This is a genomic window from Amycolatopsis sp., from assembly GCF_025464955.1.
GTDB lineage: Bacteria > Actinomycetota > Actinomycetes > Mycobacteriales > Pseudonocardiaceae > Amycolatopsis.
This window is the reverse complement of record NZ_JAODNM010000140.1, coordinates 70,839-95,112: the sequence shown is the minus strand read 5'-3', so window position 1 is coordinate 95,112 and position 24,274 is coordinate 70,839. Positions and strand designations below refer to the sequence as shown.

22 protein-coding genes are annotated in these 24,274 nt (G+C 68.8%); 12 read left to right on the top strand and 10 right to left on the bottom strand.

From position 1 onward, the window contains the following. Positions 1 to 105: 105 nt before the first annotated feature. Positions 106 to 564 (bottom strand): helix-turn-helix domain-containing protein, encoded by a 459-nt coding sequence (locus JWQ81_RS36700; RefSeq protein WP_297548953.1) that lies wholly within the window; start codon positions 562 to 564, stop codon positions 106 to 108. Between the two features lie 156 nt (positions 565 to 720). Here JWQ81_RS36700 and JWQ81_RS36695 point away from each other — a divergent pair, with 156 nt between their 5' ends. Together JWQ81_RS36695 and JWQ81_RS36690 are read left to right on the top strand one after the other, a co-directional pair. Next, on the top strand, positions 721 to 1,332 hold the full coding sequence (locus JWQ81_RS36695) for a hypothetical protein (RefSeq protein ID WP_297548951.1): 612 nt from the start codon (positions 721 to 723) through the stop codon (positions 1,330 to 1,332). A 312-nt stretch (positions 1,333 to 1,644) separates the two neighbouring features. Then, positions 1,645 to 2,304 carry a hypothetical protein gene (locus tag JWQ81_RS36690; RefSeq protein ID WP_297548949.1) on the top strand — a complete coding sequence of 220 codons (660 nt, stop codon included), beginning with the start codon at positions 1,645 to 1,647 and terminating at the stop codon, positions 2,302 to 2,304. On the opposite strand, the gene JWQ81_RS36685 is transcribed toward JWQ81_RS36690, so the two are convergent. Then, complete coding sequence (locus JWQ81_RS36685) at positions 2,206 to 2,907, bottom strand: IclR family transcriptional regulator (RefSeq protein WP_297548947.1); 702 nt, start codon at positions 2,905 to 2,907, stop codon at positions 2,206 to 2,208. The genes JWQ81_RS36690 and JWQ81_RS36685 overlap by 99 nt on opposite strands. A 160-nt stretch (positions 2,908 to 3,067) precedes the next feature. Between JWQ81_RS36685 and leuC the strand changes: the two genes are divergently transcribed. From leuC to JWQ81_RS36665, 4 genes are all read left to right on the top strand, one after another. Further along, the gene (leuC, locus tag JWQ81_RS36680) at positions 3,068 to 4,492 is read left to right on the top strand and encodes a 3-isopropylmalate dehydratase large subunit (RefSeq protein WP_297548945.1); all 1,425 of its coding nucleotides are present in this window, start codon (positions 3,068 to 3,070) and stop codon (positions 4,490 to 4,492) included. A 16-nt stretch (positions 4,493 to 4,508) separates the two neighbouring features. After that, positions 4,509 to 5,099, top strand: a complete 591-nt coding sequence (gene leuD / locus JWQ81_RS36675; RefSeq protein ID WP_297548943.1) for a 3-isopropylmalate dehydratase small subunit — start codon at positions 4,509 to 4,511, stop codon at positions 5,097 to 5,099. Positions 5,100 to 5,349: 250 nt separating this feature from the next. Then, positions 5,350 to 6,033, top strand: coding sequence for an HU family DNA-binding protein (locus JWQ81_RS36670; protein ID WP_297548941.1), 684 nt, complete (start codon positions 5,350 to 5,352; stop codon positions 6,031 to 6,033). Positions 6,034 to 6,193: 160 nt separating this feature from the next. Then, positions 6,194 to 8,974, top strand: a complete 2,781-nt coding sequence (locus JWQ81_RS36665) for a BTAD domain-containing putative transcriptional regulator (RefSeq protein WP_297548973.1) — start codon at positions 6,194 to 6,196, stop codon at positions 8,972 to 8,974. Between the two features lie 131 nt (positions 8,975 to 9,105). On the opposite strand, the gene JWQ81_RS36660 is transcribed toward JWQ81_RS36665, so the two are convergent. The 3 genes from JWQ81_RS36660 to cofC form a co-directional block, all read right to left on the bottom strand. Then, the gene (locus tag JWQ81_RS36660) at positions 9,106 to 10,050 is read right to left on the bottom strand and encodes an NUDIX hydrolase (RefSeq protein WP_297548940.1); all 945 of its coding nucleotides are present in this window, start codon (positions 10,048 to 10,050) and stop codon (positions 9,106 to 9,108) included. Further along, positions 10,047 to 12,332: an RNA degradosome polyphosphate kinase gene (locus tag JWQ81_RS36655; protein WP_297548938.1), complete on the bottom strand. Its 2,286-nt coding sequence runs from the start codon at positions 12,330 to 12,332 to the stop codon at positions 10,047 to 10,049. Before JWQ81_RS36655 ends, JWQ81_RS36660 begins: the two co-directional genes overlap by 4 nt. Before the next feature lie 85 nt (positions 12,333 to 12,417). Next, on the bottom strand, positions 12,418 to 13,059 hold the full coding sequence (gene cofC, locus JWQ81_RS36650) for a 2-phospho-L-lactate guanylyltransferase (protein ID WP_297548936.1): 642 nt from the start codon (positions 13,057 to 13,059) through the stop codon (positions 12,418 to 12,420). 135 nt (positions 13,060 to 13,194) lie between these two features. Between cofC and JWQ81_RS36645 the strand changes: the two genes are divergently transcribed. The 4 genes from JWQ81_RS36645 (at position 13,195) to JWQ81_RS36630 (ending at position 17,193) form a co-directional block, all read left to right on the top strand. Beyond that, complete coding sequence (locus JWQ81_RS36645) at positions 13,195 to 13,350, top strand: hypothetical protein (RefSeq protein ID WP_297548934.1); 156 nt, start codon at positions 13,195 to 13,197, stop codon at positions 13,348 to 13,350. Beyond that, entirely contained in the window at positions 13,350 to 14,366 is a 1,017-nt protein-coding gene (locus tag JWQ81_RS36640; RefSeq protein WP_297548932.1) for an NAD(P)H-dependent glycerol-3-phosphate dehydrogenase, read from the top strand. Before JWQ81_RS36645 ends, JWQ81_RS36640 begins: the two co-directional genes overlap by 1 nt. A 222-nt stretch (positions 14,367 to 14,588) precedes the next feature. After that, positions 14,589 to 15,068, top strand: a complete 480-nt coding sequence (locus JWQ81_RS36635; protein ID WP_297548930.1) for a cysteine dioxygenase family protein — start codon at positions 14,589 to 14,591, stop codon at positions 15,066 to 15,068. A 235-nt stretch (positions 15,069 to 15,303) separates the two neighbouring features. After that, complete coding sequence (locus JWQ81_RS36630; protein ID WP_297548928.1) at positions 15,304 to 17,193, top strand: TetM/TetW/TetO/TetS family tetracycline resistance ribosomal protection protein; 1,890 nt, start codon at positions 15,304 to 15,306, stop codon at positions 17,191 to 17,193. Here the strand turns inward: JWQ81_RS36630 and JWQ81_RS36625 are convergent. From JWQ81_RS36625 to JWQ81_RS36610, 4 genes are all read right to left on the bottom strand, one after another. Next, positions 17,159 to 18,358 (bottom strand): nucleotide disphospho-sugar-binding domain-containing protein, encoded by a 1,200-nt coding sequence (locus tag JWQ81_RS36625; protein WP_297548926.1) that lies wholly within the window; start codon positions 18,356 to 18,358, stop codon positions 17,159 to 17,161. The two genes, JWQ81_RS36630 and JWQ81_RS36625, sit on opposite strands and share 35 nt — an antisense overlap. A 348-nt stretch (positions 18,359 to 18,706) precedes the next feature. Then, complete coding sequence (locus tag JWQ81_RS36620; protein WP_297548924.1) at positions 18,707 to 19,447, bottom strand: FAD:protein FMN transferase; 741 nt, start codon at positions 19,445 to 19,447, stop codon at positions 18,707 to 18,709. After that, the gene (locus JWQ81_RS36615; RefSeq protein ID WP_297548922.1) at positions 19,447 to 19,872 is read right to left on the bottom strand and encodes an FMN-binding protein; all 426 of its coding nucleotides are present in this window, start codon (positions 19,870 to 19,872) and stop codon (positions 19,447 to 19,449) included. The genes JWQ81_RS36620 and JWQ81_RS36615 overlap by 1 nt, the downstream gene beginning before the upstream one ends. Before the next feature lie 7 nt (positions 19,873 to 19,879). Next, a complete protein-coding gene (locus JWQ81_RS36610) occupies positions 19,880 to 21,235 on the bottom strand; it encodes a ferredoxin reductase family protein (protein ID WP_297548920.1) in 1,356 nt (451 codons plus the stop codon). A gap of 134 nt (positions 21,236 to 21,369) precedes the next feature. Here JWQ81_RS36610 and JWQ81_RS36605 point away from each other — a divergent pair, with 134 nt between their 5' ends. Next, entirely contained in the window at positions 21,370 to 22,068 is a 699-nt protein-coding gene (locus JWQ81_RS36605; protein ID WP_297548918.1) for a response regulator transcription factor, read from the top strand. Beyond that, positions 22,065 to 23,492, top strand: a complete 1,428-nt coding sequence (locus JWQ81_RS36600) for a HAMP domain-containing sensor histidine kinase (RefSeq protein WP_297548916.1) — start codon at positions 22,065 to 22,067, stop codon at positions 23,490 to 23,492. Before JWQ81_RS36605 ends, JWQ81_RS36600 begins: the two co-directional genes overlap by 4 nt. Before the next feature lie 36 nt (positions 23,493 to 23,528). On the opposite strand, the gene JWQ81_RS36595 is transcribed toward JWQ81_RS36600, so the two are convergent. Beyond that, positions 23,529 to 24,191, bottom strand: coding sequence for a pyridoxamine 5'-phosphate oxidase family protein (locus JWQ81_RS36595; protein ID WP_297548915.1), 663 nt, complete (start codon positions 24,189 to 24,191; stop codon positions 23,529 to 23,531). Positions 24,192 to 24,274: the final 83 nt, after the last annotated feature.

Here is a 24,274-nt window from a genome sequence, read left to right as displayed (position 1 = left end):
TCCGTCCTACCGTAGAGCGTTCTCGGCCGGTCCGCAACGGCGTCCGGTCGGAGCTCGTGAGCGTTCCGGCCGCCTAGAACCTGCCGCCACACTCCCGAGTCCGAGTCAGTGGAGGTAGTCCCGCTGGTGTTCGGCAATGTCGACGAAGGTCGCCTTGAATTGGGCATAGGCGTCGCGTCCGAGCCGGCGGGCGTGGCGTTGCTGGATCCGGGCCATGATCTGGTCCGCGGTTCGCATCTGATCGAGGCCGCGGGCGGTGGGGCAGATGAGCTTCGCCCGGCGGTCGGCCGGGTCGGGGCGGCGTTCGACATAACCGAGGGCTTCCAGTTCGTCGACGATCGTGCCGATGACCTGCTTGTGCTGACCGGACAGCTTCGACAGGTCGGTCGCCCGGACGCCCTCGGGGTCGAGATAGGCCATGACGGACCCGTGGCGGTGGTGGAGGTCGGTGAAGCCCTGCTCGCGCAGCGACGCGAACAGCTCGTTCTGCACGGCGAACAGCAGCCTGCCCGCCAGTACCCCGAGATCGGGGTTCGAACGGTTCCTCTCGGCCCGGGTAACCACGTGTTCCCGCCTCCTCGTCGTAGTGGTGGATCAGTGTAGTTCGGCCGTGTTCCTGCTCTCACTTCCGCTCGGTCCGATTGCCGTCCCGTCCGCGCGGGGCTAGTCTCATTTTAGTCACTAAATATGACTATCATAGATTATTACCGAGGAGTAGTCATGGAACACGAGAAGTTGCTGGAAGAGGCTTGGGCTGCGCCGGGCAACACGATCGCGGACCTGCCGGCGGTCGATGTCAACCAGGTGCTGGCGGACCGTTACGACGTCGATCGCGACCTGGTGTTCACCCGTTCGATGCTGTGGGACATGGAGGTGCGCAAGGCGTCCGCGCCGGACATCTACATCCCGACCGTCGTCAGGCCCGGCAGCCGCGAGAAGTTCGATGGCAAGACCGAAGGGCGCACCGAGGAGTTCACCCGCGTCTCCGACCAGCGACTATGGCTTGACCAGGACACGTACGGCACGGTGATCGAGCACGTCCACCTCGACCACGATCAGCAGCGGGCGTTCTTCATCGGGGCGTCGGAGTTCACCACGCCGGACGGCCGGGTCTTGCACGCTGGGACCGGGCAGCCGCTGTTCCATGTCGAGCACTCCGTTGCCGGTACCGAACTCCGTCCGCTGAACCGCTGGCGGATCGTCAACCTGACCGAGACGGTGGACAAGGACTTGGCCGAGTACTTCGCCGGGCTGGCCCGCGACGAGTACCTGCGCGTGTTCATCGAGGTGTACCTCCGCCAGGACCTGGGTTACCAGCTCACCCGCAAGTAACTCCGAAGCTATTCACTTTCATGAAGGCGAATAGCTTCGGTATCCGGGTGAGCGTTACCCTATTCCCGGCTGAATTGTTCCGTTGGTCATTAGTTGTTTTCGAAATGCTCCGCAGTTCTTGACAGGCGGCCGGACTCGTCGTCGCGACGCCTGCCGCGGCGGCAGCGCCCGTCGCGCTCCGGCTCTGTCTCAGCCGCCCCAGTCGCACACCTACGCGCTGCCGACCGGTGGAAAGGTTCAGGTGACCGGAGCCGCCGGTGCACATTTCGTGCCGGCGCCGGGCCACCCGGCCACAGCGTCGCCGTTACCGGGGTGGAGACCAACGCCCCCGGGACTGTGAACCGGCTTGGCCGCGGCGCCGACGTAGACAGCAGTCCCGGCGTCCGCGGTGACGCCCAGCGAGTCGACGTCGGTGTTCCGCAGTACGGCGTCGTCGGCCGCCAGGTGTCACCGTCGTCATCCAGATCGCCGTATGACTACGTCCTCGGCGTCCCCAAGACGGATTCGATCCCGGCCGACCAGACGTACCCAGCGTCGGCGTTGGCCACGATCGATGCGTCGTACCCACCGACTTGCCCGCGCAGGACGTTCGCCTGCGCGACGCCGAAGCTGAGCTACGAGGCCTCGCTCGTACCGAACCGGACCGGTCAGTACGAAGGCGTGCTGAGCCGGCTGCTGACGCTCAAGCCGGGTGAGCACCGCGCGATGTCGTGGCGCGGCGGCGTCACGGTCCCGGCACCCTCCACTACGGACGGAACCGGCTACGACGGCCCGACCGGCCTCGGCACCCCGAACGGCCCTGGGCCCTCTGACGGCCGTGTAATCGTTTGCTGGACAGGGGATTACTCGCTCAGGCGTTCGAATAGACTGTGGTTACAGGCGTTCCTGGAGGGCGTCGGCGGCGGCGAGGAGATCCGCCGCCCAGCGCGCGCCGGGCTTCCGGCCGATGCGTTCGATGGGGCCGGAAACTGACACCGCGGCGATCACCGTGCCCGAGGAATCCCGCACCGGCGCTGAGACGCTCGACACGCCTGGCTCCCGTTCGGCGACACTTTGGGCCCAGCCTCGGCGACGTACTTCGAGCAGCGTCCGCTCGCCGTAGACCGCGTCGGTGAGGATCGTCCGCTGGGTGTGCGGATCCGACCACGCGGCAAGGACCTTCGCTCCGGAGCCGGCCGTCATCGGCAGTCTGGAGCCGATCGGCACGGTGTCGCGCAGCCCGCTCGGCGGTTCGGCGGTCGCCACGCAGATCCGCTGCACGCCGTCGCGCCGGTACAGCTGAACGCTTTCCCCGGTGATGTCGCGCAACTTCGGCAGGATCGCCGCCGCCGCGTCGACCAGTGGGTCGGTCGAGCCGCCCGCCAGTTCCGACAGGGCGGTGCCCGGCCGCCACCGGCCGTCCGGTCCCCGGCGCAGCAGCCGGTGCACCTCGAGCCCAACGGCGAGCCGATGCGCCGTGGCGCGCGGCAAACCCGTCCGGGCGCACAGTTCCGCCAGGCCGCATGGATCCTCGGCCACTGCCTGGAGCACGGCCACTGCCTTGTCCAGTACTCCGATCCCGCTATGCTGTCCCACGACGCGATACTATCTTCCCGCACTTTGGGAAGTCCAGAATATGGGAAAATCGAACTCAGGTCGCGATCGACGCGACGCCTTGCCTCTTGAGCCCCACGGCACCCTTCGCCGCCGGCCCGACCGAGTTCCTTGCTCCCGCCAACCTTTGGGAGGAGCCCTGATGGCCAGCTCCAGCACTGCGCGGGGCCGCACGATGGCGGAAAAGGTATGGGAGGCGCACCGGGTGCGCCAAGGTGAAGGCGATGAGCCCGATCTCCTCTACATCGACCTCCACCTGCTGCACGAAGTCACCAGCCCGCAGGCCTTCGACGGGCTGCGGCTCGCCGGGCGCCCGTTGCGGCGAGCCGATCTCACGATCGCCACCGAGGACCACAACGTCCCGACGGTCGACATCGACAAGCCGATCGCAGACCTCGTGTCCCGCACCCAGGTCGACACCCTTCGGAGCAACTGCAAGGAGTTCGGGGTCACCCTGTACCCGATGGGCGACGCCGAGCAGGGCATCGTGCACGTCATCGGCCCGCAGCTCGGCCTGACGCAGCCCGGGATGACCGTGGTGTGCGGCGACAGTCACACCTCGACCCACGGCGCCTTCGGCGCGATGGCGTTCGGCATCGGCACTTCCGAGGTCGAGCACGTGATGGCGACCCAGACGCTGCCGTTACGTCCTTTCAAGACGATGGCGATCACTGTCGACGGCGAACTCCGGCCCGGTGTCACGGCGAAGGACATCATCCTGGCGGTCATCGCCAAGATCGGCACCGGCGGCGGCCAGGGCTACGTCCTGGAGTACCGCGGCGCGGCGATCGAGAAGCTGTCGATGGAAGCGCGGATGACCATCTGCAACATGTCCATCGAAGCCGGTGCCCGCGCCGGGATGATCGCCCCCGACGAGACGACGTTCGAGTACCTGAAGGGCCGCGACCGCGCGCCGAAGGGGGACGACTGGGACGCCGCGGTCGAGAACTGGCGTTCGCTGCCTACCGACGAAGACGCCGAGTTCGACGCCGAAGTCCACCTCGACGCGAGCGAGCTCACGCCGTTCGTCACCTGGGGCACCAACCCAGGGCAGGGACTCCCGCTGGGCGCCAGCGTCCCGGACCCGGCGCAGATCGTCGACGAGAACGAGCGGATCGCCGCCGAGAAGGCCTTGTCCTATATGGACCTGGAACCGGGCACCCCGCTGCGTGAGATCGCCGTGGACACCGTCTTCCTCGGCTCCTGCACCAACGGCCGGATCGAGGACTTCCGGGCCGCCGCGGACGTCCTGCGCGGCCACAAGGTGGCCGATTCGGTGCGGATGCTGGTGGTCCCGGGTTCGATGCGGGTCCGCGTCGCCGCCGAAGCCGAAGGCCTGGACAAGATCTTCATCGACGCCGGCGCGGAGTGGCGCCAGGCGGGTTGCTCGATGTGCCTCGGGATGAACCCGGACCAGCTCAAGCCGGGTGAGCGCAGCGCGTCGACCTCCAACCGCAACTTCGAGGGCAGGCAGGGCAAGGGCGGCCGCACGCACCTCGTCTCGCCGCTCGTGGCGGCCGCTACGGCTGTCAGGGGCACGCTTTCCGCACCCTCCGACCTCGTCTGAGAAGGGACCCACCACCATGGAGCCGTTCACCACCCACACCGGTATCGGGGTCCCCCTGCGCCGGTCCAACGTGGACACTGACCAGATCATCCCCGCGGTCTATCTGAAGCGGGTGACCCGCACCGGGTTCGAGGACGGGTTGTTCGCCGCCTGGCGCGGTGACGAGCAGTTCATCCTCAACCAGGAGCCCTTCAACCGGGGCAGTGTCCTGGTCGCCGGGCCCGACTTCGGCACCGGCTCGTCGCGGGAGCACGCCGTCTGGGCCCTGATGAACTACGGCTTCCGGGCGGTCGTCTCGTCCCGGTTCGCCGACATCTTCCGCGGCAACTCCGGCAAGCAGGGCCTGCTGGCCGCCCAGTGCGAGCAGCAGGACGTCGAACTGCTCTGGAAGCTGCTCGAAAACGAGCCGGGCACGGAGGTCACGGTCGACCTCGAGTCGAAGACCGTACGAGCCAAGGACTTCACCGCGCCCTTCCAGATCGACGACTACACCCGCTGGCGGCTCCTCGAGGGGCTCGACGACATCGCCCTGACGCTCCGACACGCCGCAGAGATCGATTCGTTCGAATCCGGCCGTCCGAGCTGGAAGCCTGTGACCGCCCCGTAAAGCCCCTCAGGCGCCTCCCGGGGTATGGATTCCCTGCTCAGCAAGGGGATCCATACCCCGCCAGACCCCCCGAAATCCACTCCGAACGGCACCTCGGATGACCCCATCGGGGTCCCTCAAGAGGCGGAACCACGCCCGATACAAGGGAAATTTCCGCGCGCCGTTTGGAATTTGTGCTGCATTGGTAATACCGTGTGCGCATAGTCGGCCGACGTGGCCGTGTACAAGTAGTTCTTCTTGGAGGACGGGAATGGCCAACAAGGCTCAGCTCATCGAGGCGCTCTCCGAGCGTTTGGGCGACAAGAAGGTTGCGTCTGAGGCTGTCGACGGCCTCGTCGACATCATCATCCGCACCGTGAACAAGGGCGAGAAGGTGAACATCACCGGCTTCGGGGTGTTCGAGAAGCGCGCCCGCGCCGCTCGCACCGCTCGGAACCCGCGCACCGGCGAGACCGTGAAGGTCAAGAAGACCAACGTGCCCGCGTTCCGGGCCGGTACGACCTTCAAGGACGTGGTCAGCGGCACGAAGAAGCTGCCGAAGGCCACCGTCGTCAAGCGCGCGACGGCTTCCACCGCCACGCGTGCGGCCGCCGCCACCACGCGCACCGCGGCCACCCGGGCGACCGCCAGCCGCCCGACCGCGACCCGCAGCACCACCACGCGTGCGCCTCGGGCGACCGCGACCCGCGCGACCACCACGCGGGCGACCACCACGCGGGCCGCCGCCGCGAAGCCGGCCGCGAAGGCCACCGCAACCAAGGCTCCGGCCAAGGCTGCTCCGGCCAAGGCCGCTCCGAAGGCCACGGCCGCCAAGGCGACCGCTGCCAAGAAGCCGGTCGCCGCCAAGGCCGCGCCGAAGGCAGCTGCCAAGGCGCCCGCCGCCGCGAAGGCCCCGGTCAAGCGGAAGACGACCGCCGCCGCGAAGAAGAAGTAAGTCCGCTCCCAGAGCGACTCGGCAGGGCCCCACGCAACCGCGTGGGGCCCTGCCGCGCGTTCGGGGCAGGTGCCCGGAAATCTCGAGGGACTTGAAGCGCGGGGTCCTGGGTGCGACGCTATCGAGTCGATAGACCGAGCCGCGGACGAGCACTGGAGGGATTGCCACCATCGATATCCGGCTTCTCGGCCCGTTTCGGGCGATCGGTGACGGCGGCCTCCTCGTACTCACGAGCAGCCGCCAGCGCGCGCTGCTCGCGACGCTGGCGTTGTCCGCCGGGCGCCTGGTTTCGATCGACACCCTCGCCCGATGTGTCTGGGGCGACGAGCTTCCTGAGCGGGTCAGGGGCAGCCTGCAGACGTACGTGATGCGGTTGCGGCGCCGGCTCGGGGACACCGCGGTGGTGACCGAGCCGGAGGGCTACCGGCTCGCCGCCGTCCCTTCCGAGGTCGACGCGCTCGAGTTCCTGCGCCTGCTCGACGACGCGACGGTCGAGCAGGACCCCGTTCGTGAGCGTGAACTGCTCGCTGCGGCGCTGGAGCTGTGGCGCGGGACTCCGCTCGAGGGCGTGGGTTCTCCCGCGCTGGCGGCCGACTGGACTCCGTTGCTGACCGAACGCCACCTGTTCGCGGTCGAACGCCGGATCGACCTCGATGCCGGGCTGGCCCCCGATTCCGAGCTCGCCGCGGAGCTGACCGAGCTGATCGCCCAGTTCCCGCTCCGGGAATCCTTGTGGGAGCGGCTGATGCGGGTGCTGGCCAGGTCCGGCCGCCGTGCCGAGGCGCTGGCCAGGTATGCGCAGCTCCGCGAGGTGCTGGCCGACGAACTCGGAGTCGAGCCGGGGGACCGGCTGCGGACGCTGCACGGCGAGCTGCTCGCCCCCGGGGCGCCGCGGCCGCGGACCGCCGAGTCGCTGCCGCGCCAGCTTCCGTTCGATGTGGCCAAGTTCACCGGCCGGGAGGCGGAGATCGCCGAACTGGACCGGTTTCTGGCCGAACGTCCACCGGACGCGACTTCGATCGCGCTGATCGAGGGCACCGCGGGTGTCGGCAAGACCTCGCTCGCCGTGCACTGGGCCCACTCCGTGCGAGACCGTTTCCCCGACGGGCAGCTGTTCCTGGACCTGCGCGGCCACTCGGCGGGCACCCCCGTCGGCTCGGACACGGCGCTGGCCCGGTTCCTGCGCTCCATCGGCGTCCCCGCCGCCCGCATTCCCTCCACTGTGGAGGAACGCTCGGCGATGCTGCGCAGCAGGCTGGCCGGCGCGCGGATGTTGATGTTGCTCGACAACGCCCACGACGCCGACCAGATCCGCCCGCTGCTGCCCGGATCCGGCAACCTCGTGGTCGTCACCAGCCGAAACCAGTTGCGGGGCCTGGTCGCCAGGGAGGGTGCGCGCCGGCTCGCGCTGCGGTCTTTCGATCAGCGCGACGCGACGGCGTTGCTCGCCGGCAGCGTCGGTTACGCCCGGCTCGAGGCGGAACCGGATGCGGTGGCGGAACTGACCGCGCTGTGCGGACGGCTGCCGCTGGCGCTCGCGCTGGCGGGCGAACGGGCGTCCAGGTTCGCCGATCTGTCGATCGCCGGTATCGTCGACGAACTACGCGACCAGCACAGCAGACTCGACACCCTGCGGGACCCCCAGGACGCCGGGACCGACCTGCGCGCGACGTTCTCGTGGTCGTACAACGCCTTGCGCCCGGACGCGGCCCGGCTGTTCCGGCTGCTCGGTCTGCACCCCGGCGTCGACATCAGCCTGCGGGCGGCGGCGGTACTGAGCGGACACCCGACGCACGCCACCCGCGCGCTGCTCGACCAGCTCGCCGCGGCGCACCTGCTCAACCAGGCACGCGGTGACCGATACCAGTTCCACGATCTTCTGCGCGTCTACGCCGTCGAGCTCGCCGAGGAGGACTACGGCGAAGCGGATCGCGTCGCCGTGCTGAAACGGGTCGGCGATTGGTACCTGTGCGCGGTGGCCGAAGCGAACCAGTGGGTGCGGCCGGATCTGCTCACCGAAGACGTCGCGCTGCCGGAGGTGTCCGGTCCGAAGGTCGGCTTCTCCGACCACGACGACACGACCGCCTGGTACGTCGCCGAGCGGGCGACGCTCGTCGCGCTCGTGTCCGCGATGGCGCGCCGGGGCTTGGCGGCGTCAGCGTGGAAGCTGGCGTGGCTGCTGCGCGGGTTCTTCGCGGAGCGGCACGACCTCGACGAGTGGATCGCGACCGCGACCGACGCCGTCGTCGCCGCAAGGGACGCCGGGGACAGGCTGGGCCTGCAGTACGCCGCCAACAATCTCGGTTCGGCGTACCTGCGCGCGTTGCGGCTCGACGACGCGCTGGAAGTCTTGGAAGAGGCCAGGAAGGCGTCGGACGAAGTCGGTGGCAGCCTGCTGACCTTGGCGATCCTCAGCAACCTCGCCGGCGCGTACTACCTGCGCGAGGAGTTCGAGAAGTCGTATCGGTGCGGCTCGGAGGCGGCGAAGACGGCCGTCGAGACGGGCCAGAAGACGTATGTGCCGCACGCTTTGCTGAACGTCAGCGCCAGCTGTATCGCGCTGGAACGGTTCGAGGAAGCCATCGAGCACGCCTACGCGGCCCACGACGCCTTCGACGGGCTCGGTGATCGATACCACTCGGCGTTGGCGCTGGGGAACGTCGCGGATGCCTGCGCGGGCGCCGGACGGCTTGGTGAGGCCATCGGGCATTGCGATCGCGCGCTCGCCGGCCTGCGCGAACTCGGCGTCGACTACGGCACCATCGACGTCCTCATCACCTACGGCAAGGTCGAACTGCTGATGGGCCGAGCCGACGCCGCCGCCGCCCGCTGGACCGAAGCGCTGGAAGTCTGCCGCCGGCTCGGCGATCCCCGCACCTCGGAAATCGGCACCCTGCTAGCGGCCCTCCCCCCGGACCAAGGAGATGCGCCGCACCCCTAGACCGGCGCATCCCGCCTCGTCGCGTGTGCCCGAGCAGTAGACCAGCCGCCACTGTCACCCCACTGTCACGAGCCAACTCACGTCCACCAACGGCAAACTCGCGAGTTTGCCGTTGGTGGACATGAGTTGGCTTAGTGGTGCGCGAGTTCGGGGACGGGGAGGGTGCCGGCGAAGTAGTCGGCGGCCACGAGCTTCGGGCCGTCGGCGAAGGAAAGGACCCAGAACGAGCCCTTCTTGCTCGGTACGACACCGTGCTTGCTGTCGGCGAGCTCGACGCCGTCGCGGTCCGCCAGGGCGCTGACAAGGTCCGGGATCACCCCGCCCTGGCTGGAGATCAGCGGGGCGCCGCCCTCGGCGACGATGGTGAGCAGTCTGCCGATCCCGCGCACGGGGTCCGGCCAGTACCCCTCCTCGGACAGCAGCGGCTCGTGCCGGATCTCGAGCCCGAGGTCGTCCGCGACCCCCTGCACGGTCTGCACGCACCGCAGCCGCGGCGCCGAGAACACCCGGTCGGCGCCGAACATCGGCATCAGCGCGCGAAGCCCGTCCGACTGACGCTGACCCGCCGACGACAGCGGCCGCAGGTCGTCGTCGCCGTTCCACTCCTCGCGCTTGCCCGCCTTCGCGTGGCGCGCGAGGACCACCGTCGTCAGCTCGGCCGGCAGCAGGCAAAAGGTCCGGACCACGTCGACGTCGACGCGCCGGGTGAGCAGGATCTCCGCCTTCGCCGGCTCGACCCAGCGCAGCTCGTCGACCTCGTCGTTCGTCTCGAACGCCCCGCCGACGGCTTCGGCGGCGAAGTAGTCGACCGTCTTGTCCGCCGTGCCGACGCCGTCCCGGGCGACCACGGGATAGGCGACGCGCACCAGATAGCGGCCGAGCTTCGCCGCGAACCCTGTCTCTTCGAGGATTTCGCGGACGGCTGTGCCCGGGATGGTCTCGCCGGGGTCCAGTTTGCCCTTCGGCAGCGACCAGTCGTCATAACGCGGTCGGTGGACGACCGCGAGTTGCAGCACGCCCGAGTCTTCGCGTCGCCATAGCACCGCACCTGCCGCACGGATGGGAACCGAACTCACCCGTTCGCTCCGTGACTCGCGGTCAGCGCGGCCTGGTGATCACGGACCTGGGCGCCGTCGGCGGGCGAAGGCACCCATTCCCCGCTCGCCTTCAGCACCCAGCAGCGGGTGATCGGGTCGAGGGCGGAATCGAGGACGTCGTCGAGCTGGCCGGTCAGCTTCGGGTCCTTGACGCGCACGAGCGCTTCGATGCGGCGGTCGAGGTTGCGGTGCATCATGTCCGCGCTGCCGATCCAGTACGCGTTGCCCGCGCGGAAGTGGAACACCCGCGAGTGCTCGAGGAACCGGCCGAGGATCGACCGGACCTTGATGTTCTCGCTCAGTCCTTCCACCCCCGGCTTGAGCGCGCAGATCCCGCGCACCACAACCTCGACGGGCACTCCCGCGCGCGACGCGTGGTACAGCGCGTCGATGATCTGCTCGTCGACGAGCGAGTTGCACTTGATCCGGATCCCGGCCGCCTGCCCGGCGCGCGCGAGTTCGATCTCCTCGCCGATCGCGCGCAGGATGCCGCGGCGGATGCCGTGCGGCGAGGTCAGGATGTTGCGGTAGGTGTCCTGCCGCGAATAGCCGGTGAGGACGTTGAACAGGTCCGTCAGGTCCGCGCCGATCGTCGGGTCGGCCGTGAGCAGGCCCATGTCCTCGTACAGTCGCGCGGTCTTCGGGTTGTAGTTGCCGGTCCCGATATGGCAGTAACGCCGCAGCGCGGTGCCTTCCTGCCGGATGACCATCGACACCTTGCAGTGGGTTTTGAGCCCCACCAGCCCGTACACGACGTGCACGCCCGCGCGCTCCAGCGTCCGCGCCCAGGTGATGTTGGCCTGCTCGTCGAACCGGGCCTTGATCTCCACCAGCGCGACGACCTGCTTGCCCGCTTCGGCGGCGTCGATCAGCGCGTCGACGATCGGGGAGTCACCGGAGGTGCGGTACAGCGTCTGCTTGATCGCGAGGACCTTGGGATCGGCCGCGGCCTGCTCGATGAACCGCTGCACGCTCGTGGAGAACGAGTCGTACGGGTGATGGACCAGGACGTCGCTCTCGCGCAGGGTCGCGAAGATGCTCTTCGGCGTCTCCCGCTCGCCGAACGCGGGGTGCGTCGCCGGTACGAACGGGCTGTCCTTCAGCTCCTTGCGATCCACACTGGACAGTTGGTGCAGGCAGGTCAGGTCGATCAGCCCCGGGACCTCGACGACGTCGTTCGGATCGACTTCCAGCTCCCTGAGCAGCAGCTCGAGCATGTGCTCGCTCATGTCGGAGGTGACTTCCAGCCGAACCGGCGGGCCGAACCGGCGGCGGGCGAGCTCGCGCTCCAGCGCCTGCAACAGATCCTCGTCGCGGTCTTCCTCGACCTCGAAGTCGGCGTTGCGGGTGACGCGGAACACGTGGTGCTCGAGCACCTCCATGCCGGTGAACAGCTCGCCGAGGTGCGCGGCGATGAGCTCTTCGAGCGGAATGAACGTCGCGGTCCGGTTTTCGCGCTGCTGCTCGATACGGACCAGCCGCCGCACGTTGTTCGGGACCTTGACCCTGGCGAACCGCTCGGTGCCGCCCTCGGGATCCCGCACGGTGACGGCGAGGTTCAGCGACAGCCCGGAGATATAGGGGAAGGGGTGGGCGGGGTCGACGGCCAGCGGGGTCAGCACCGGGAAGATCTGCTCGCTGAAGTAGTTGGACAGCCGGAGCTGGTCCTGACCCTCGAGGTCGGCCCAGCCGACGATCCGGATGTCCTCCTTCGCCAGCAGCGGCCGCAGATGCAGCTCGAACGCGCCGGTCTGCCGCTCGACGAGGTCCTGGTTGCGCTTGGCGATGTACGCCAGCTGCTCGCGCGGGGTGAGCCCGTCGGCGCTTCGGACGGACAGCCCGGTCTCGTCGCGGCGCTTCAGCCCGGCGACACGCACCATGTAGAACTCGTCCAAATTGGACGCGAAGATGGCGAGGAACTTCGCGCGCTCCAGCAGCGCCTGCGACTCGTCCTCGGCAAGCGCGAGCACCCGGGCGTTGAAGTCCTGCCACGACAGCTCGCGGTTGAAGTACCGGTCATCAGGCAAGGTCTCGGCCGACGTCGTCGAAGTCGGGGTCACGGCCGGGGGCGCGGACGGCACGGCGTGGAAGTCCTGCACCGGGCGGCTCGCGGAGCCGCCGCGGGTGGCGCGGTTCTTCACGGCGGGCAGTCTCTTACTGCCGTTCGCCTTGGGACTCGCCGGTTTGGCGGCCCTCCTCCGGGATGGCTCGGTCTTGGCTGAATCCACTGTTGCCGGGGTCGTGCCGTCGTCATCGCTCACGAGGCCATTGTTCACCACTTCGCCGCTTAATGCGCATACCGTGACAGACGGCTTGGTTAACAGTGTCGGAGTCGACAGTGCCCGGTCAGAGGGTCAGGCAGTGCTCCCCGAGCACGGCGCTGGTCCGCTCACCGAGGCCGAGTGTCCTGGCATGGGCAAGATCGCCCGGAGTGTCCACATCGCTACGCAGGGATTCGGCGGACAGCTCGAGCGGCCGCGCCCCGGACTCGGTGTGCGCGAACGCCGAGCCGACACCGAACCGCGGATCGAGCGGCGCGGCGGGGGCCGAGAGCAGCAATGTCGTGCCGGTGCCTTGGCGGTCCGCGGTGAACGCGCGCCGGCCGCCGGCTTCGGCCAGCGCGGCGGCCAGGTCCTCGGCGCGCAACGCGGGCAGGTCGGCCTGCAGAGCACCGACGACCGACGCCGGATCGGCCCGGCGTAGGACCGACTCGCCGTGCCGAAGCGCGGCGTTGAGCCCGGTGACCCGGGGTTCGCGGATGATTTCGGCGCCGTACTCACGCAGCGCCTCGACGGCCGCCGGGTCGCTGGCGACCACCAGCACACGACGTACGCCGGCCGCCGACGTCGCCGCCGCCACCGTGTCGCACGCGAGCGCGAGCACCAGCTCGGCGTGTTCGTCGTCACCGGTCGGGTAGTCCGGCGCCCCGCGGAGCCGCGACTTGCCGATGCGGGGCGGCTTCATCGGGAGGATCAGGTCGACATGCACCCCTCTATCTTTACCGAAAGACGACGCCGCGTGTTATCAACAGCGTCTGAAGACACCCTTGGTGGACCCGTCGGAGCGGCGAGCGGCAGGATCAGCGGAGGGGTTCGGCGCGGACGGAGAGTAAGGAGGGGCGGGATGAAGTCGACCGGCGCGTCCCTGCTCCGCGAAGTCACCGATCTGATGAAGAGCGAGATCGTCACCCTCCTGGCGGAGATCCGCCAGGAGCAATCACCATCGAAGGAGTCCGAGATCACCGAACAGGCGAGCACCCAGCAGACGGAAGGCGACTGATGGCGCAGCCTGCGGAGGTACAGCGGATCACCGTGCTGGGGGCGGGTTCCTGGGGCACGGCGTTCGCGAAGGTCCTCGCCGACGCCGGCCGGGACGTCACGATGTGGGCGCGCCGCGAGGAGATCGCCGAGGAGATCCGCACGGCGAACACCAACCAGTCGTACCTGCCGAACGTGAAGCTGCCTTCGCGGGTGACGGCCACTTCCGACGCGGCGGCCGCGCTGGAGGGCGCGCAAGCGGTGATGTTCGCGGTGCCGAGCCAGAGCCTGCGCGCGAACCTGAGCATGTGGCGGCTGCCGGCCGACGCGATACTGGTCAGCCTCGCGAAGGGCGTCGAACTCGGCTCGCTGAAGCGAATGAGCCAGGTCATCGCCGAAATCGCCGACGTCCCCGAGCGTGACATCGTGGTGGTGTCGGGGCCGAACCTCTCCCGGGAGATCGCGCAGGAACAGCCTTCGGGGGCGGTGGTCGCCTGCGCCGACCACGAACGCGCGGTCGCGATCCAGCGCGCGAGCTTCAACCAATACTTCCGGCCGTACACCAACACCGACGTCATCGGCTGCGAGCTGGGCGGGGCGTGCAAGAACGTCATCGCGCTGAGCTGTGGCATGGCGGTCGGGCTGGGGCTGGGCGCGAACACGATGGCGACGTTGATCACGCGGGGTCTCGCCGAGATGGCCAGGCTCGGTACCAAACTCGGCGCCGACCCGCTCACTTTCGCCGGTCTCGCCGGCGTCGGCGACCTTGTCGCCACGTGCACGTCGCCGCTGTCGCGCAACCGGACGTTCGGCGAGCACCTCGGCCGCGGCGAGACCGTCGAGCAGGCCCAGCTGGCCGGCGGCGGCCAGGTCGCCGAGGGCGTGACGTCGTGTTCGTCCATCCGTGCCCTCGCGGCCGGCCTCGGTGTCGACATGCCGATCACCGACGCGATGTACCGCGTCTGCCACGAGGGCGTCGATCCGCGCCGGGCCGGTGCCGAACTCCTCGGCCGCGAGCAGAAACACGAGTGGTCGTAGGCGCCGTCTGGGTCGTCCACTTGGTGAGAACGACTTGACCGGGCGTCGGGGGTGCTGGTTCGCTCGTGGGGTGAACACGCGGCGAATGACGAACGGGCGGGGTCTTGACGACTCACGCCCGGTCTCGCCGGCGTTGTGTCCTTGTTGTCGGTGAACCCAGCCCCGACCCTGTCGAAGCTCGCGGTGCCCCTGTGTGCCGCATTCCTTTGAGGACACTCACTCATGTTCGCCGTTCCGGACAACACGCTCGTTACTGCCGAAAACCCCGCCCTGCGCCACCCCGTGCGCGTCGCCCTCGAGTTCGCCGCCGACCGTGACCGGTGGCGGCACCTCCTGCGCTACGACCCTGACCAGCGGTTTTCCGCGCTGGTCGACAGCGACGAGCAGCAGGAGGTCTGGCTGATGGCCTGGCTGCCCGGTCAGCACACCGACCTGCACGACCACGTCTTCAGCACCGGGGCGTTCACCGTCGTCAGCGGCTCCCTCACCGAAACCGTCACCCGGCGCGCCCCTGATGGCCGGGCGGTGGTCGAGGCCCACGCCCTGACCGCCGGGCAGTCGCGGGTCTTCGGACCGGGCTACGTCCACGCGGTCCGCAACGACAGCCTGGACCCGGCGATCAGCATCCACGTTTACCGGGACGGCGGCCGGGAAATGCGCCCCTACCACCTGGACGCCCTCGGCGGCCCGGTCCGCCTTTAGCCCTTCGGGTGCCCTCAGCGCCACCCTGGGGGCGTTCAACGCCCCCAGGGTGGCGCTGAGGGATCTTTGGACGAGAGGGATCCCGCCCCAGCCGGAATAATCGGTGTCGCGATCGGCGGGCGGGTGGTAGCTTCGCTCGTCTTCGTCAGCTTGAGTCGTCAGGAGCAGGCAATGCGCCAGGAGTTCGTCCCAACCCAGACCTCCTGTCACTTCGCATGCACTGGGACGAAGCTGTATGAAGACCGTGAACTTGGGAATCCTCGCCCATGTCGACGCCGGTAAGACCAGCCTGACCGAACGTCTGCTCTTCGAAACGGGCGTTATCGGCGAACTCGGCAGTGTCGACGGCGGAACCACCCGGACCGACACGATGGAACTCGAACGCCGCCGCGGGATCACGATCCGTTCGGCGGTGGTGTCCTTCACCGTGGACGACCTGACGGTGAACCTGATCGACACCCCCGGCCACTCCGATTTCATCGCGGAGGTCGAGCGCGCGCTGAGTGTGCTCGACGGGGCGGTACTGGTGGTTTCCGCCGTCGAAGGGGTACAGGTCCAGACGCGAATCCTGATGCGCACCCTGGCGAGGTTGAAGATTCCGACGCTCGTTTTCGTCAACAAGATAGACCGGATGGGCGCGCGTTACGAGGATCTGCTCGAAAGCATCACCGCGAAACTCACCCCCTCGACAATCGCCCTGCAAACCGTGAGCGATCTCGGGAACTGGCCGGCGCGGGTGCATTCCCGTTCCCTCGAAGACGTCCGATTCTTCGAATCCGTTGTGGAGGTCCTGGCTGGGAACGACGACGCTTTCCTCGCTGACTACCTGGCTGAGGACGTGGTCGTCGACGCAGCGCGTGTTCGTCGCGAGCTGGTGACACAAGTCGGAAAAGCACAGCTGACGCCCGTTTTCTTCGGGTCGGCGATGAGCGGTGAAGGGGTCGGTGAGCTGATCCGCGCGATCCGCGAACTGCTTCCCCCGGGAGACACGGGACAGGACGCGCTGAGCGGTTCGGTGTTCAAGATCGAGCGCGGTTTTTCCGGGGAGAAGATCGCCTATGTCCGGGTTTTCGCCGGGTCCCTTGGTATCCGCGAACAAGTTTCGTTCTTCCGGGACGGCGAGTCGGAGGAGCGAACCGCGAAAGTGACCGGGCTCCGCGTTTTCGAGCAGGGTGAAGCCGTTCCGACACAGCGGGTCGCTGCGGGCCGGATCGCGCAGGTATGGGGACTCGACGACGTCAGGATCGGCGACCGGCTCGGCCTGCCCGGCGGAACGACCTCGGGGTCCTACTTCCTGCCGCCGGCGTTCGAAACCGTCGTCCGCGCCGCGGATCCGGCCGAAGAGCCACGCCTCTACCCGGCCCTGCGGACCCTCTCCGAGCAGGACCCGCTCATCCACGTCCGGCGTGGTGAGTACGAGATCTCGGTGAGCCTGTACGGCGAGGTGCAGCAGGAAGTGCTCAAGTCGCAGCTCGAAAGCGAGTTCGGCGTCCACGTGGTCTTCGACGAAACGCAGGTCGTCCACCGGGAAAAGCCGGTCGGCACCGGTGAAGCCCTCGAAGTGATCCTCGAGGACGGGAACCCGTTCTACGCGACCGTCGGGCTCCGGGTCGAGCCGGGAGCGCCGGACAGCGGCGTCGGCTACCGGCTGGACGTCGAGCTCGGAGGTCTGCCGCGGGCGTTCCACACGGCGATCGAACAGACCGTCCGCCAGGAGCTCCGGCACGGCAACTTCGGTTGGGAGGTCACCGACTGCGTGATCACCCTCACCCACACGGGATACGCGTCGCCGGTGACCGCCGCCGCCGACTTCCGCAAGCTGACCGCGTTGGTGCTGGCGACAGCGCTGCGTCGGGCCGGCACCCGCGTGTACGAACCCGTCGAGCGCTTCGAGCTGGAAGTGCCGCCGGACACGATCGCCACCGTCTGCGCGAAACTCGGCGAAGCCGGGGCGGCAGTCCGGGTCGGCGACGGCCGGCTCGAAGGCGTGATCCCGGCGAGGACGGTTCACGCCTTCGAACGGCAGCTACCGGGCATGACCCAGGGCGAAGGGGTTTTCCTGTCCCGCTTCGAGGGCTATCACCCGAGCGTTACCGACCCAGTGCGGCGGTCACCCGGTCGATAATGGCGGCCGGGCTGGGCTGCTCTGCGATTTCCGTGCGGACTTCGGCGGCCGCTTTGGTGAACGCCGGTTCCGTGAGCAGCCGCTCGATCAACGTGCGCGCCGTCGCGGCGTCCGTGCCGGCGGCGTCGCAGCGCAGGCCGACCCCGCGGGCGGCGACGCGGTCCGCGGATATGAAGTTGTCGGCGAACGCCGGCAGCACGAGCTGCGGGACGCCGTAGAACAGCGGCGCGGCCGTGCTGCCGGAACCGCCGTGGTGGACGATCAGCGAACAGCTCGGCAGGATCATCGACAGCGGCAGGAAACCGGCTGACCGCACGTTGTCCGGCAGGGTGCCGAGCGCGGAAAGGTCCGCCGTGCCCGCCGCGAGGACGACGTCGACGTCCATTTCGCCCAGGGCTTCGATCACCGCGGTCAGGTTGGTGGTGCCCGACAGCGCCGGGACGACCGTGCCGAGCGTGACACACACCCTCGGCCGCGTCGCGGGCTCCGCCAGCCAGCCCGGCGCGACGGCGCCGCCGTTGTACGGCACGAACTCCATCGACCACCACGGCACGCCGTCCCGCGGGTCGGGTTCGTCCGCGCTGATCCCGCCCATGCTCGGCGCGCGGGGGTCGATCCGCGCGATCGGCTTCAGCGGGCCCTCGGGGATCGACAGCTTTTCGCGCAACCACACGCTCAGCGCGTCCTCCTTGCCGAACGAGAATTGCCCGCGGGATTCTTCGTCGCGCATGGACCACGAGATCCGGTTCCCGACCTCGAGCGCGGGCTTGCCGAGCGCGAGCGCGGTCAGGGGTCCGGCACCGTGGTCGGAGGGGTAGACGACGAGGTCCGCGCCGAACGCCCGGCCCGCGGCGATCGTGCCCTCGGTCATGGTGAGGGTGAATACGCCGAACGGGCTTCCGGAATCCTTGACCAGCCGCTCCTCCTCGGACAGCTCGTCGGGAGGCGGGGGAGCGCCGGGTCCGATCCGGGCCATCAACTCGCCCCAGACGTCGCGTTCCGGGAAGACGTCGACCATGGCGAGGCCGGCGTCGGCCCCGACCTCGGCTACCTCGGCGGTGGTGGCGAACAGTACTTCGTGCCCAGCGGCCCGCGCGGCCCAGGCCAGCGGGATCAGTGGCAGCATCAGCCCGTACCCGGGCGCAGAGGTGAACAAGATCTTCATGCCACCCACCTTGCCAGCTCTTCCCCGACCCCGTCCTGTCGTTTCCGCTCCGGCTATGTCCTTGCCTTCGCCGATATCCCGCGCGTGCAAGGAGGGCACTTTTGTGGCTCTTCGGTCGTCTGTGTGGGTGCTGGTTGAGCTGGGTGTGGGACTCGTTCGGTCTGAGTGTGGGACTCGCCCTCGCTGAGTGTGGGACTCGCACAGCGCGTCGGCGAGTCCCACACTCCGGCCCGGCGAGTTCCACGTTCAGGCCGACGAGTCCCACAGTCACCACCAGCCGACCACACCCGCTGACCTCAAGAACCTCACCAGCCACTGAGGCGTCGCGGAGTACAAAAGTGCCCCGCGTTAGAGGGTGTGGAGGCCGGGGGTGCGGTGGACGCGGCGGTCGGCGTCGACGATCAGCACCTCGCAGCCCGGTTGCGCGGCAGCCCACGCGATCCCGTCGCGGCCCATCGCGAACGCCGCTGTGGCAGTGGAATCCGCCGTCGTCAGGTCCGACGCGGTGATGGTGACGCTCACCAGCCCGCCGGCCGGTTCCCCGGTCCGCCCATCGAAGATGTGCTGCCCGCGCTCGTAGGTCGCCGACGTCGCCACCGCGAGGTCCCGTGCGGCGATGACCGCGCACAGCGTGTCGGGCTGGTCGGGATGCCGGACACCGACCCGCCACGGCCTGCCGTCCTCGGGCTCGCCGGCGGCGATGACGTCGCCGCCGGCGTTGACACAAAACCGCTGCGCCCCGGACAGCCGAAGGAAGTCCGCGGCCCGCTGCACGGCCCAGCCCTTGACCACCGCACTCGGGTCGAGCCCTCGGCCGGGCACCCGTGCCGTGAACGCTCCGCCGCTCTCGCGTTCGTAGTGCGAGCAAATGCCCATCACTTCACGGAAATCGTCGCTCACCAGCTCCGGCGCCAGTTCACCCCGGTCGTACCGGCAGATTTCGCTGTCCGTCCGAAACGGACTGAACCGGCTGTCGGCCTCGCGCAACGACTCGAACGCGCCTTCGATCGCTTCGACGAGCGCCGGGTCTTCGTCCCGGACGTCGATCGAGATCGGCAGCCCCATGATGTGCTCGACCCGCGTGTTCACTACGCGCCCTTCGCGTCGATCGCGGACTGCATCGACTGCTGGTACGACTCGCTGGTCTGCGTCGCGCCCGAGATCGTGTCGATGTGTGCGTTTTGCGCCTGCAGCGCCTCTTCGCGCAGCTGCGGCAACGCGTCGATCGCGCGGCCGCTGCCGGGCTGCTGGAGGAGCTGGACGTCGACGATGTTGGTGCCGGAGAACACCACCTGCACCTGGACCGTGCCGTAGTCGCTGGATTCCACCGAACCCGGCACGGTGACCTGCGTCGAGGCCGGGGCTCCCGCGCTGGAAGACGTCGTGCTGGACCCCGGTGTGCTCACCGCGGGGGGTTGCGCGATGACGGTGCTGCCGATCGCCGACGGTTCGAACCGCCAGACCGCGACGAACCCGGCTGCCGACAACATGATCGCGAGAATCGTTCTCTTCATGGTTCCCTCACCCTGCCAGGCTGAAGCGTTCGGCGTGAACCTGCGGCCGCGGCACGTCGAGCTCCCGCAGGCTCCGCAGCACAGCACCGGTCATCCCCGGCGGCCCGCAGACGAACACGTCCCGCTCGACGACGTCGGGCACGAGCATGCGCACGTTCCCGGCGCCGAGCAACGGTCCGTGCGGCCCGGACGCGTTCGACGGTCCGGTCAGCAGGTGGACGACGGCGCCGCGCGTCCGAGCGAGCGCTTCGAGTTCCGGCAGCAGCACCGCGTCGACGTCGGTGCCGACACGATAGAGCACGACCACGTGCCCCGCGATGTCCTCCAGCAACGCGCGGATCGGGGTGATCCCGACCCCGCCCGCGATCAGCAGCGCGTTTTCGTGCCGCTGGTGAATGGTGGTGAAAGCGCCGTACGGCCCTTCGGCGAACACACGCGTGCCGACCTTCAGCGTGCGCAACCCCGAACTGCTGTCGCCGACCGCCTTCGCGGTGATCCGCAGCGACTTCCCGTCGGGCGCGGTGGACAGGGAAAACGGGTTCGCCCGCCACCACCTGTCGCGGGTGAGGAAGCGCCACAGGAAGAACTGCCCTGCCCTCGCCGGAAGTTCGTCGAGCCGCTTTCCCGTCATGTACACCGAAACGACGTTGTCCGACTCGGGAACGACGGCCGCGACCCGCAGCTGGTGCCGCAGGTTGCGCCAGAGCGGCAGCACGACCCGGCCGAGCAGCACGGCCGCACCGGCGACACTCCACAGTGTCCACCAGTAGGCGCGTCCCCACGTCGAACTCGTGAACGACTGCCCGATCGCGATCTGGTGGCTGAAGACCAGCAGCACGGCCGCGTAGGTGTAGAGGTGGATGAAGTGCCAGGTTTCGTAGGCCAGCCGCCGTCGCGCGAAGCGTGCGGACGCGGCGCCGACGATCAGGATCAGCACGAACGCCACGATCGCGCGCAGCACGCCTTCGGTGGTGTCGGCCAGCTGGACCACTTCGTCGACGGGCGTGTTGCGCTCCACCGTGGCGTAGCCGAACACGACGAACACGACGTGGGCGAGCAGCAGCCACAGCAGACCGAAACCGGTCCAGCGATGCCAGGTGGTCAGCCGGTCCATACCGAGGCGGCGGTCCAGCCAGCCGAGCCGTGCGACCAGCAGCAGCTGGAAGGCCATGAACAGGGCCGCGTAGAGCCCGGCGAGCCTGCCGATGCTGATCAGCACGTTGTCCGATGGTCCCGCGGCGACGAACAAGGAAGTCACGACGGCGAGGTTGGCGGCGAAAAGGGCGTAGAGGCCTAGGCGTGCGGCGGTGCGCGGCCTGATTGCCGGGCCGATCCGCGCGGCGGTCTGTGGCGCGATCGTCACAGCTGTTCCCCTTCCTCGAGTACGTCTTCGAGCCTGCTCATCGAAGCTGTGGGCGATCTGGGGAACAGCTGTCGAGTTGCTGTCGGGTGGCCCCCCGCCTCGCCCGTGTCCGGGAACTGCCGCAGGATGGACAGGTGGACAACGAAAGCCCGGTGCGGCTACTGGTCGTCGACGACGAGCCGCATATCGCCGAACTGGTGGCCACCGTCGCCAGGTACGAGGGGTGGTCGGCGGTCACCGCGGGAACGGGCGAGGACGCGCTGCGCGAGGCCGCGGTCTTCGGCCCGCACATCGTGGTGCTCGACCTGATGCTGCCCGACATCGACGGGTTCACCGTGCTCGATCGGCTTCGCCGCGGCGGGATGACGGTGCCGGTGGTGTTCCTGACCGCCAAGGACGCCACCGCCGACCGCGTCGCCGGGTTGACCCGCGGCGGTGACGATTACCTGGTCAAGCCGTTCTCGGTCGAGGAACTGATGGCACGGCTGCGCGCGGTGCTGCGTCGCTGCCAGGGGCCGGCGCCGCAGTCGTCGCTGCTCGGCGTCGCCGATTTGACGCTGAACGAGGACACCCGTGAGGTGTTACGCGACGGCGAGCTCGTCACGCTGACCCCGACCGAGTACGAGCTGCTGCGGTACTTGATGCGGCGTGCGCCTTCGGTGTCGACGAAGGCGCAGATCCTCGACCACGTCTGGGAATACGACTTCGGCGGACGGTCCAATGTGGTCGAACTCGTCATCTCGCATCTGCGCCGGAAGCTCGACTCCGGCCGCGATCCGCTGATCCAGACCGTGCGCGGGGTCGGTTACGTAGTGCGCCCGGCCCCCCGGTGAACCCCCGCCGCCGGCTTGCAGCGTGGCGCCGATCGCGGCTCGGCACGCGACTCGCGCTCGGGCTCGGCGCGCTCGCGCTGGTGGTGTTCGCCGTGGTCGGCGTCGTGACCGTCGGGATCATGCAGCACTACCTCGAGCAGCGACTGGACGCGCAGCTCGTCGACAGCCAGAGCCAGCAGCTGGTGAAGCTGAAGAAGATGGGCGGCATGCCGAGCCCGTCCTACGGCTGGTATTCGGCGGTTTTCGAGGTTGGTGACGGCGAGACGAAGCCGAAGTCCGGCAGTGTCCTGCCCGTCGATGTGCAGGGGCTCTCTTCGGCCGCGGCCGACGCGATCGACAGTTCCGTGCTGCGGACTGTCTGGATTCGTGACGCGGGGTGGTATCGGGTCCGGGCATGCCCGCTCGACAGCGGGGAGGTGCTGCTCAGCGCGGCTTCGCAGACCGATCTGTACCGCACCGTCAACCAGCTGATCACCGTCGAAGTGGTGGCGTTCCTCATCGCGTTGGCGCTGCTGGTGATCGTCGGCCGGATCGTGCTCAAGCGCGGGTTGCGCCCGCTGAGCGAGATGGCCGGCACCGCGCACGACATCGCCGCCCACGACCTCACCGAGTCCGCGGACCTGTCCGTGCGCGCCACGGGCGACGGCGGTGGCGCGGAGGTCGAGGAGCTGCGGAGCGCGTTCAACCTCATGCTGGCGCATATCGAGTCTTCGCTGGCGGCGCGGACGGCGGTCAACGAGCGGCTGCGCCGGTTCGTCGCGGACGCCTCACACGAGCTGCGGACGCCGCTGACGTCGATCCGCGGGTACGCCGACCTCTTCCGCTATGCCGCGGCCAACGAGCCCGCCGAGCGCGAAGCGCACCTCGCGAAGATCCGTGCGGAAACCGCGCGGATGAGCGTGCTCGTGGACGACCTCCTGCTGCTGGCCAGGCTCGATTCGACGGAGATGGACGCACTGGTGCGGCCGGAGGACGTCGACGTCGTCGAGCTGGTGGAGGCGGCGGCGGACGCCTTTCGGGCCGGGCGGCCGGGGCATCCGCTGACGGTCGAACCGGGGCCGGCGAGTGTGGTGTTGCGAGGCGATCCGTCGCGGCTGCGTCAGGTTCTCGACAACCTGCTGGCGAACGCCGCGATCCATACCCCGGACGGCACGCCGGTGACAGTGTCGCTGTCGCTCGAGGGTGCCGGAGTCGTGGTGGTGCAGGTCATCGATGCGGGTGACGGTATCGCCGCCGAGAACACCGAGCGGATTTTCGACCGCTTCTTCCGCGTCGACGACTCCCGGAACCGCCGCAACGGCGGCAGCGGGCTCGGGCTCGCGGTGGTGCGATCGCTGGTCGAAGCCCACGGCGGCACGGTCGAGGTCGAAAGCCGGCCCGGCCGCACCGCCTTCACCGTCCGCCTGCCCATCACCCGCGGTTGAGGACGCACGTATCGCAACTCGCCGTCGAGTTGCGGGTCAGGGCGCGCGGTTGAGGACGTGTGGCGGGACGGGGAACTCGGCGATCAGGTCGGCTGAGGGTTCCGGGTCGCCGTAGACCGTGCGGATCGGCAGCACCCCGGCCCAGGACAGGTTCGCCGCGATCTCCTCGGGCGAGTCGTCGGGGCCTTCGGCGCGTGCCTTGACCGACGCCTCGGCGAGGTCCAGCGAGAGCACCGACACCGCGGCGAACTCCTTCGCGTTGACGTCGCGGGCGTGCTCCCACGAGCCCGGCGCGAGGTGGTCGGTGATGACCTTCAGCGCGTGGGTCTTCGCCTCGGGGTCGAGGACCGGACGCGCCTTGCCGAGGATCACCGCGCTCCGGTAGTTCATCGAGTGGTTGTTGATCGAGCGCGCATAGACGATCCCGTCCAGCAGCGTCACGGTCACGCAGACGTCGATGCCTTCGTTCGCCAGCCGCAGGCTGCTCGCGCCGGTGGATCCATGCAGGTAGATCGTGTCACCGTCCCGGCCGAAGCCGGTTGGCAGCACCAGTGGCGCGCCTTCGCGCAAGACGCCGAGATGGCAGATCAGCGCCTCGTCGAGCACCGCGTACAGCGCGGACCGTTCGGTGACCGCGCGGATCTTGCGACGGCCCAGCGTGGTGCGTTCGGTGGCGGAAAGCGGGGCTACGGCGGTCATGGATTCAGTGTCGCTTGGCGCAGTGGCTGTTTTGAATAGCCATTTATCATATGATTCGAAAGGCCACTTATTGGTGGTGCTAC

Excerpts from the sequence above, each read along its gene's own strand:
- JWQ81_RS36670 (WP_297548941.1), top strand. The coding sequence starts at position 5,350 with ATGGCCAACAAGGCTCAGCTCATCGAGGCGCTCTCCGAGCGTTTGGGC.
- JWQ81_RS36615 (WP_297548922.1), bottom strand. The coding sequence starts at position 19,872 with ATGAAGAGAACGATTCTCGCGATCATGTTGTCGGCAGCCGGGTTCGTC.
- JWQ81_RS36595 (WP_297548915.1), bottom strand. The coding sequence starts at position 24,191 with ATGACCGCCGTAGCCCCGCTTTCCGCCACCGAACGCACCACGCTGGGC.
- JWQ81_RS36635 (WP_297548930.1), top strand. The coding sequence starts at position 14,589 with ATGTTCGCCGTTCCGGACAACACGCTCGTTACTGCCGAAAACCCCGCC.
- leuD (WP_297548943.1), top strand. The coding sequence starts at position 4,509 with ATGGAGCCGTTCACCACCCACACCGGTATCGGGGTCCCCCTGCGCCGG.
- JWQ81_RS36640 (WP_297548932.1), top strand. The coding sequence starts at position 13,350 with ATGGCGCAGCCTGCGGAGGTACAGCGGATCACCGTGCTGGGGGCGGGT.
- JWQ81_RS36625 (WP_297548926.1), bottom strand. The coding sequence starts at position 18,358 with ATGAAGATCTTGTTCACCTCTGCGCCCGGGTACGGGCTGATGCTGCCA.
- JWQ81_RS36645 (WP_297548934.1), top strand. The coding sequence starts at position 13,195 with ATGAAGTCGACCGGCGCGTCCCTGCTCCGCGAAGTCACCGATCTGATG.
- JWQ81_RS36630 (WP_297548928.1), top strand. The coding sequence starts at position 15,304 with ATGAAGACCGTGAACTTGGGAATCCTCGCCCATGTCGACGCCGGTAAG.
- leuC (WP_297548945.1), top strand. The coding sequence starts at position 3,068 with ATGGCCAGCTCCAGCACTGCGCGGGGCCGCACGATGGCGGAAAAGGTA.
- JWQ81_RS36695 (WP_297548951.1), top strand. The coding sequence starts at position 721 with ATGGAACACGAGAAGTTGCTGGAAGAGGCTTGGGCTGCGCCGGGCAAC.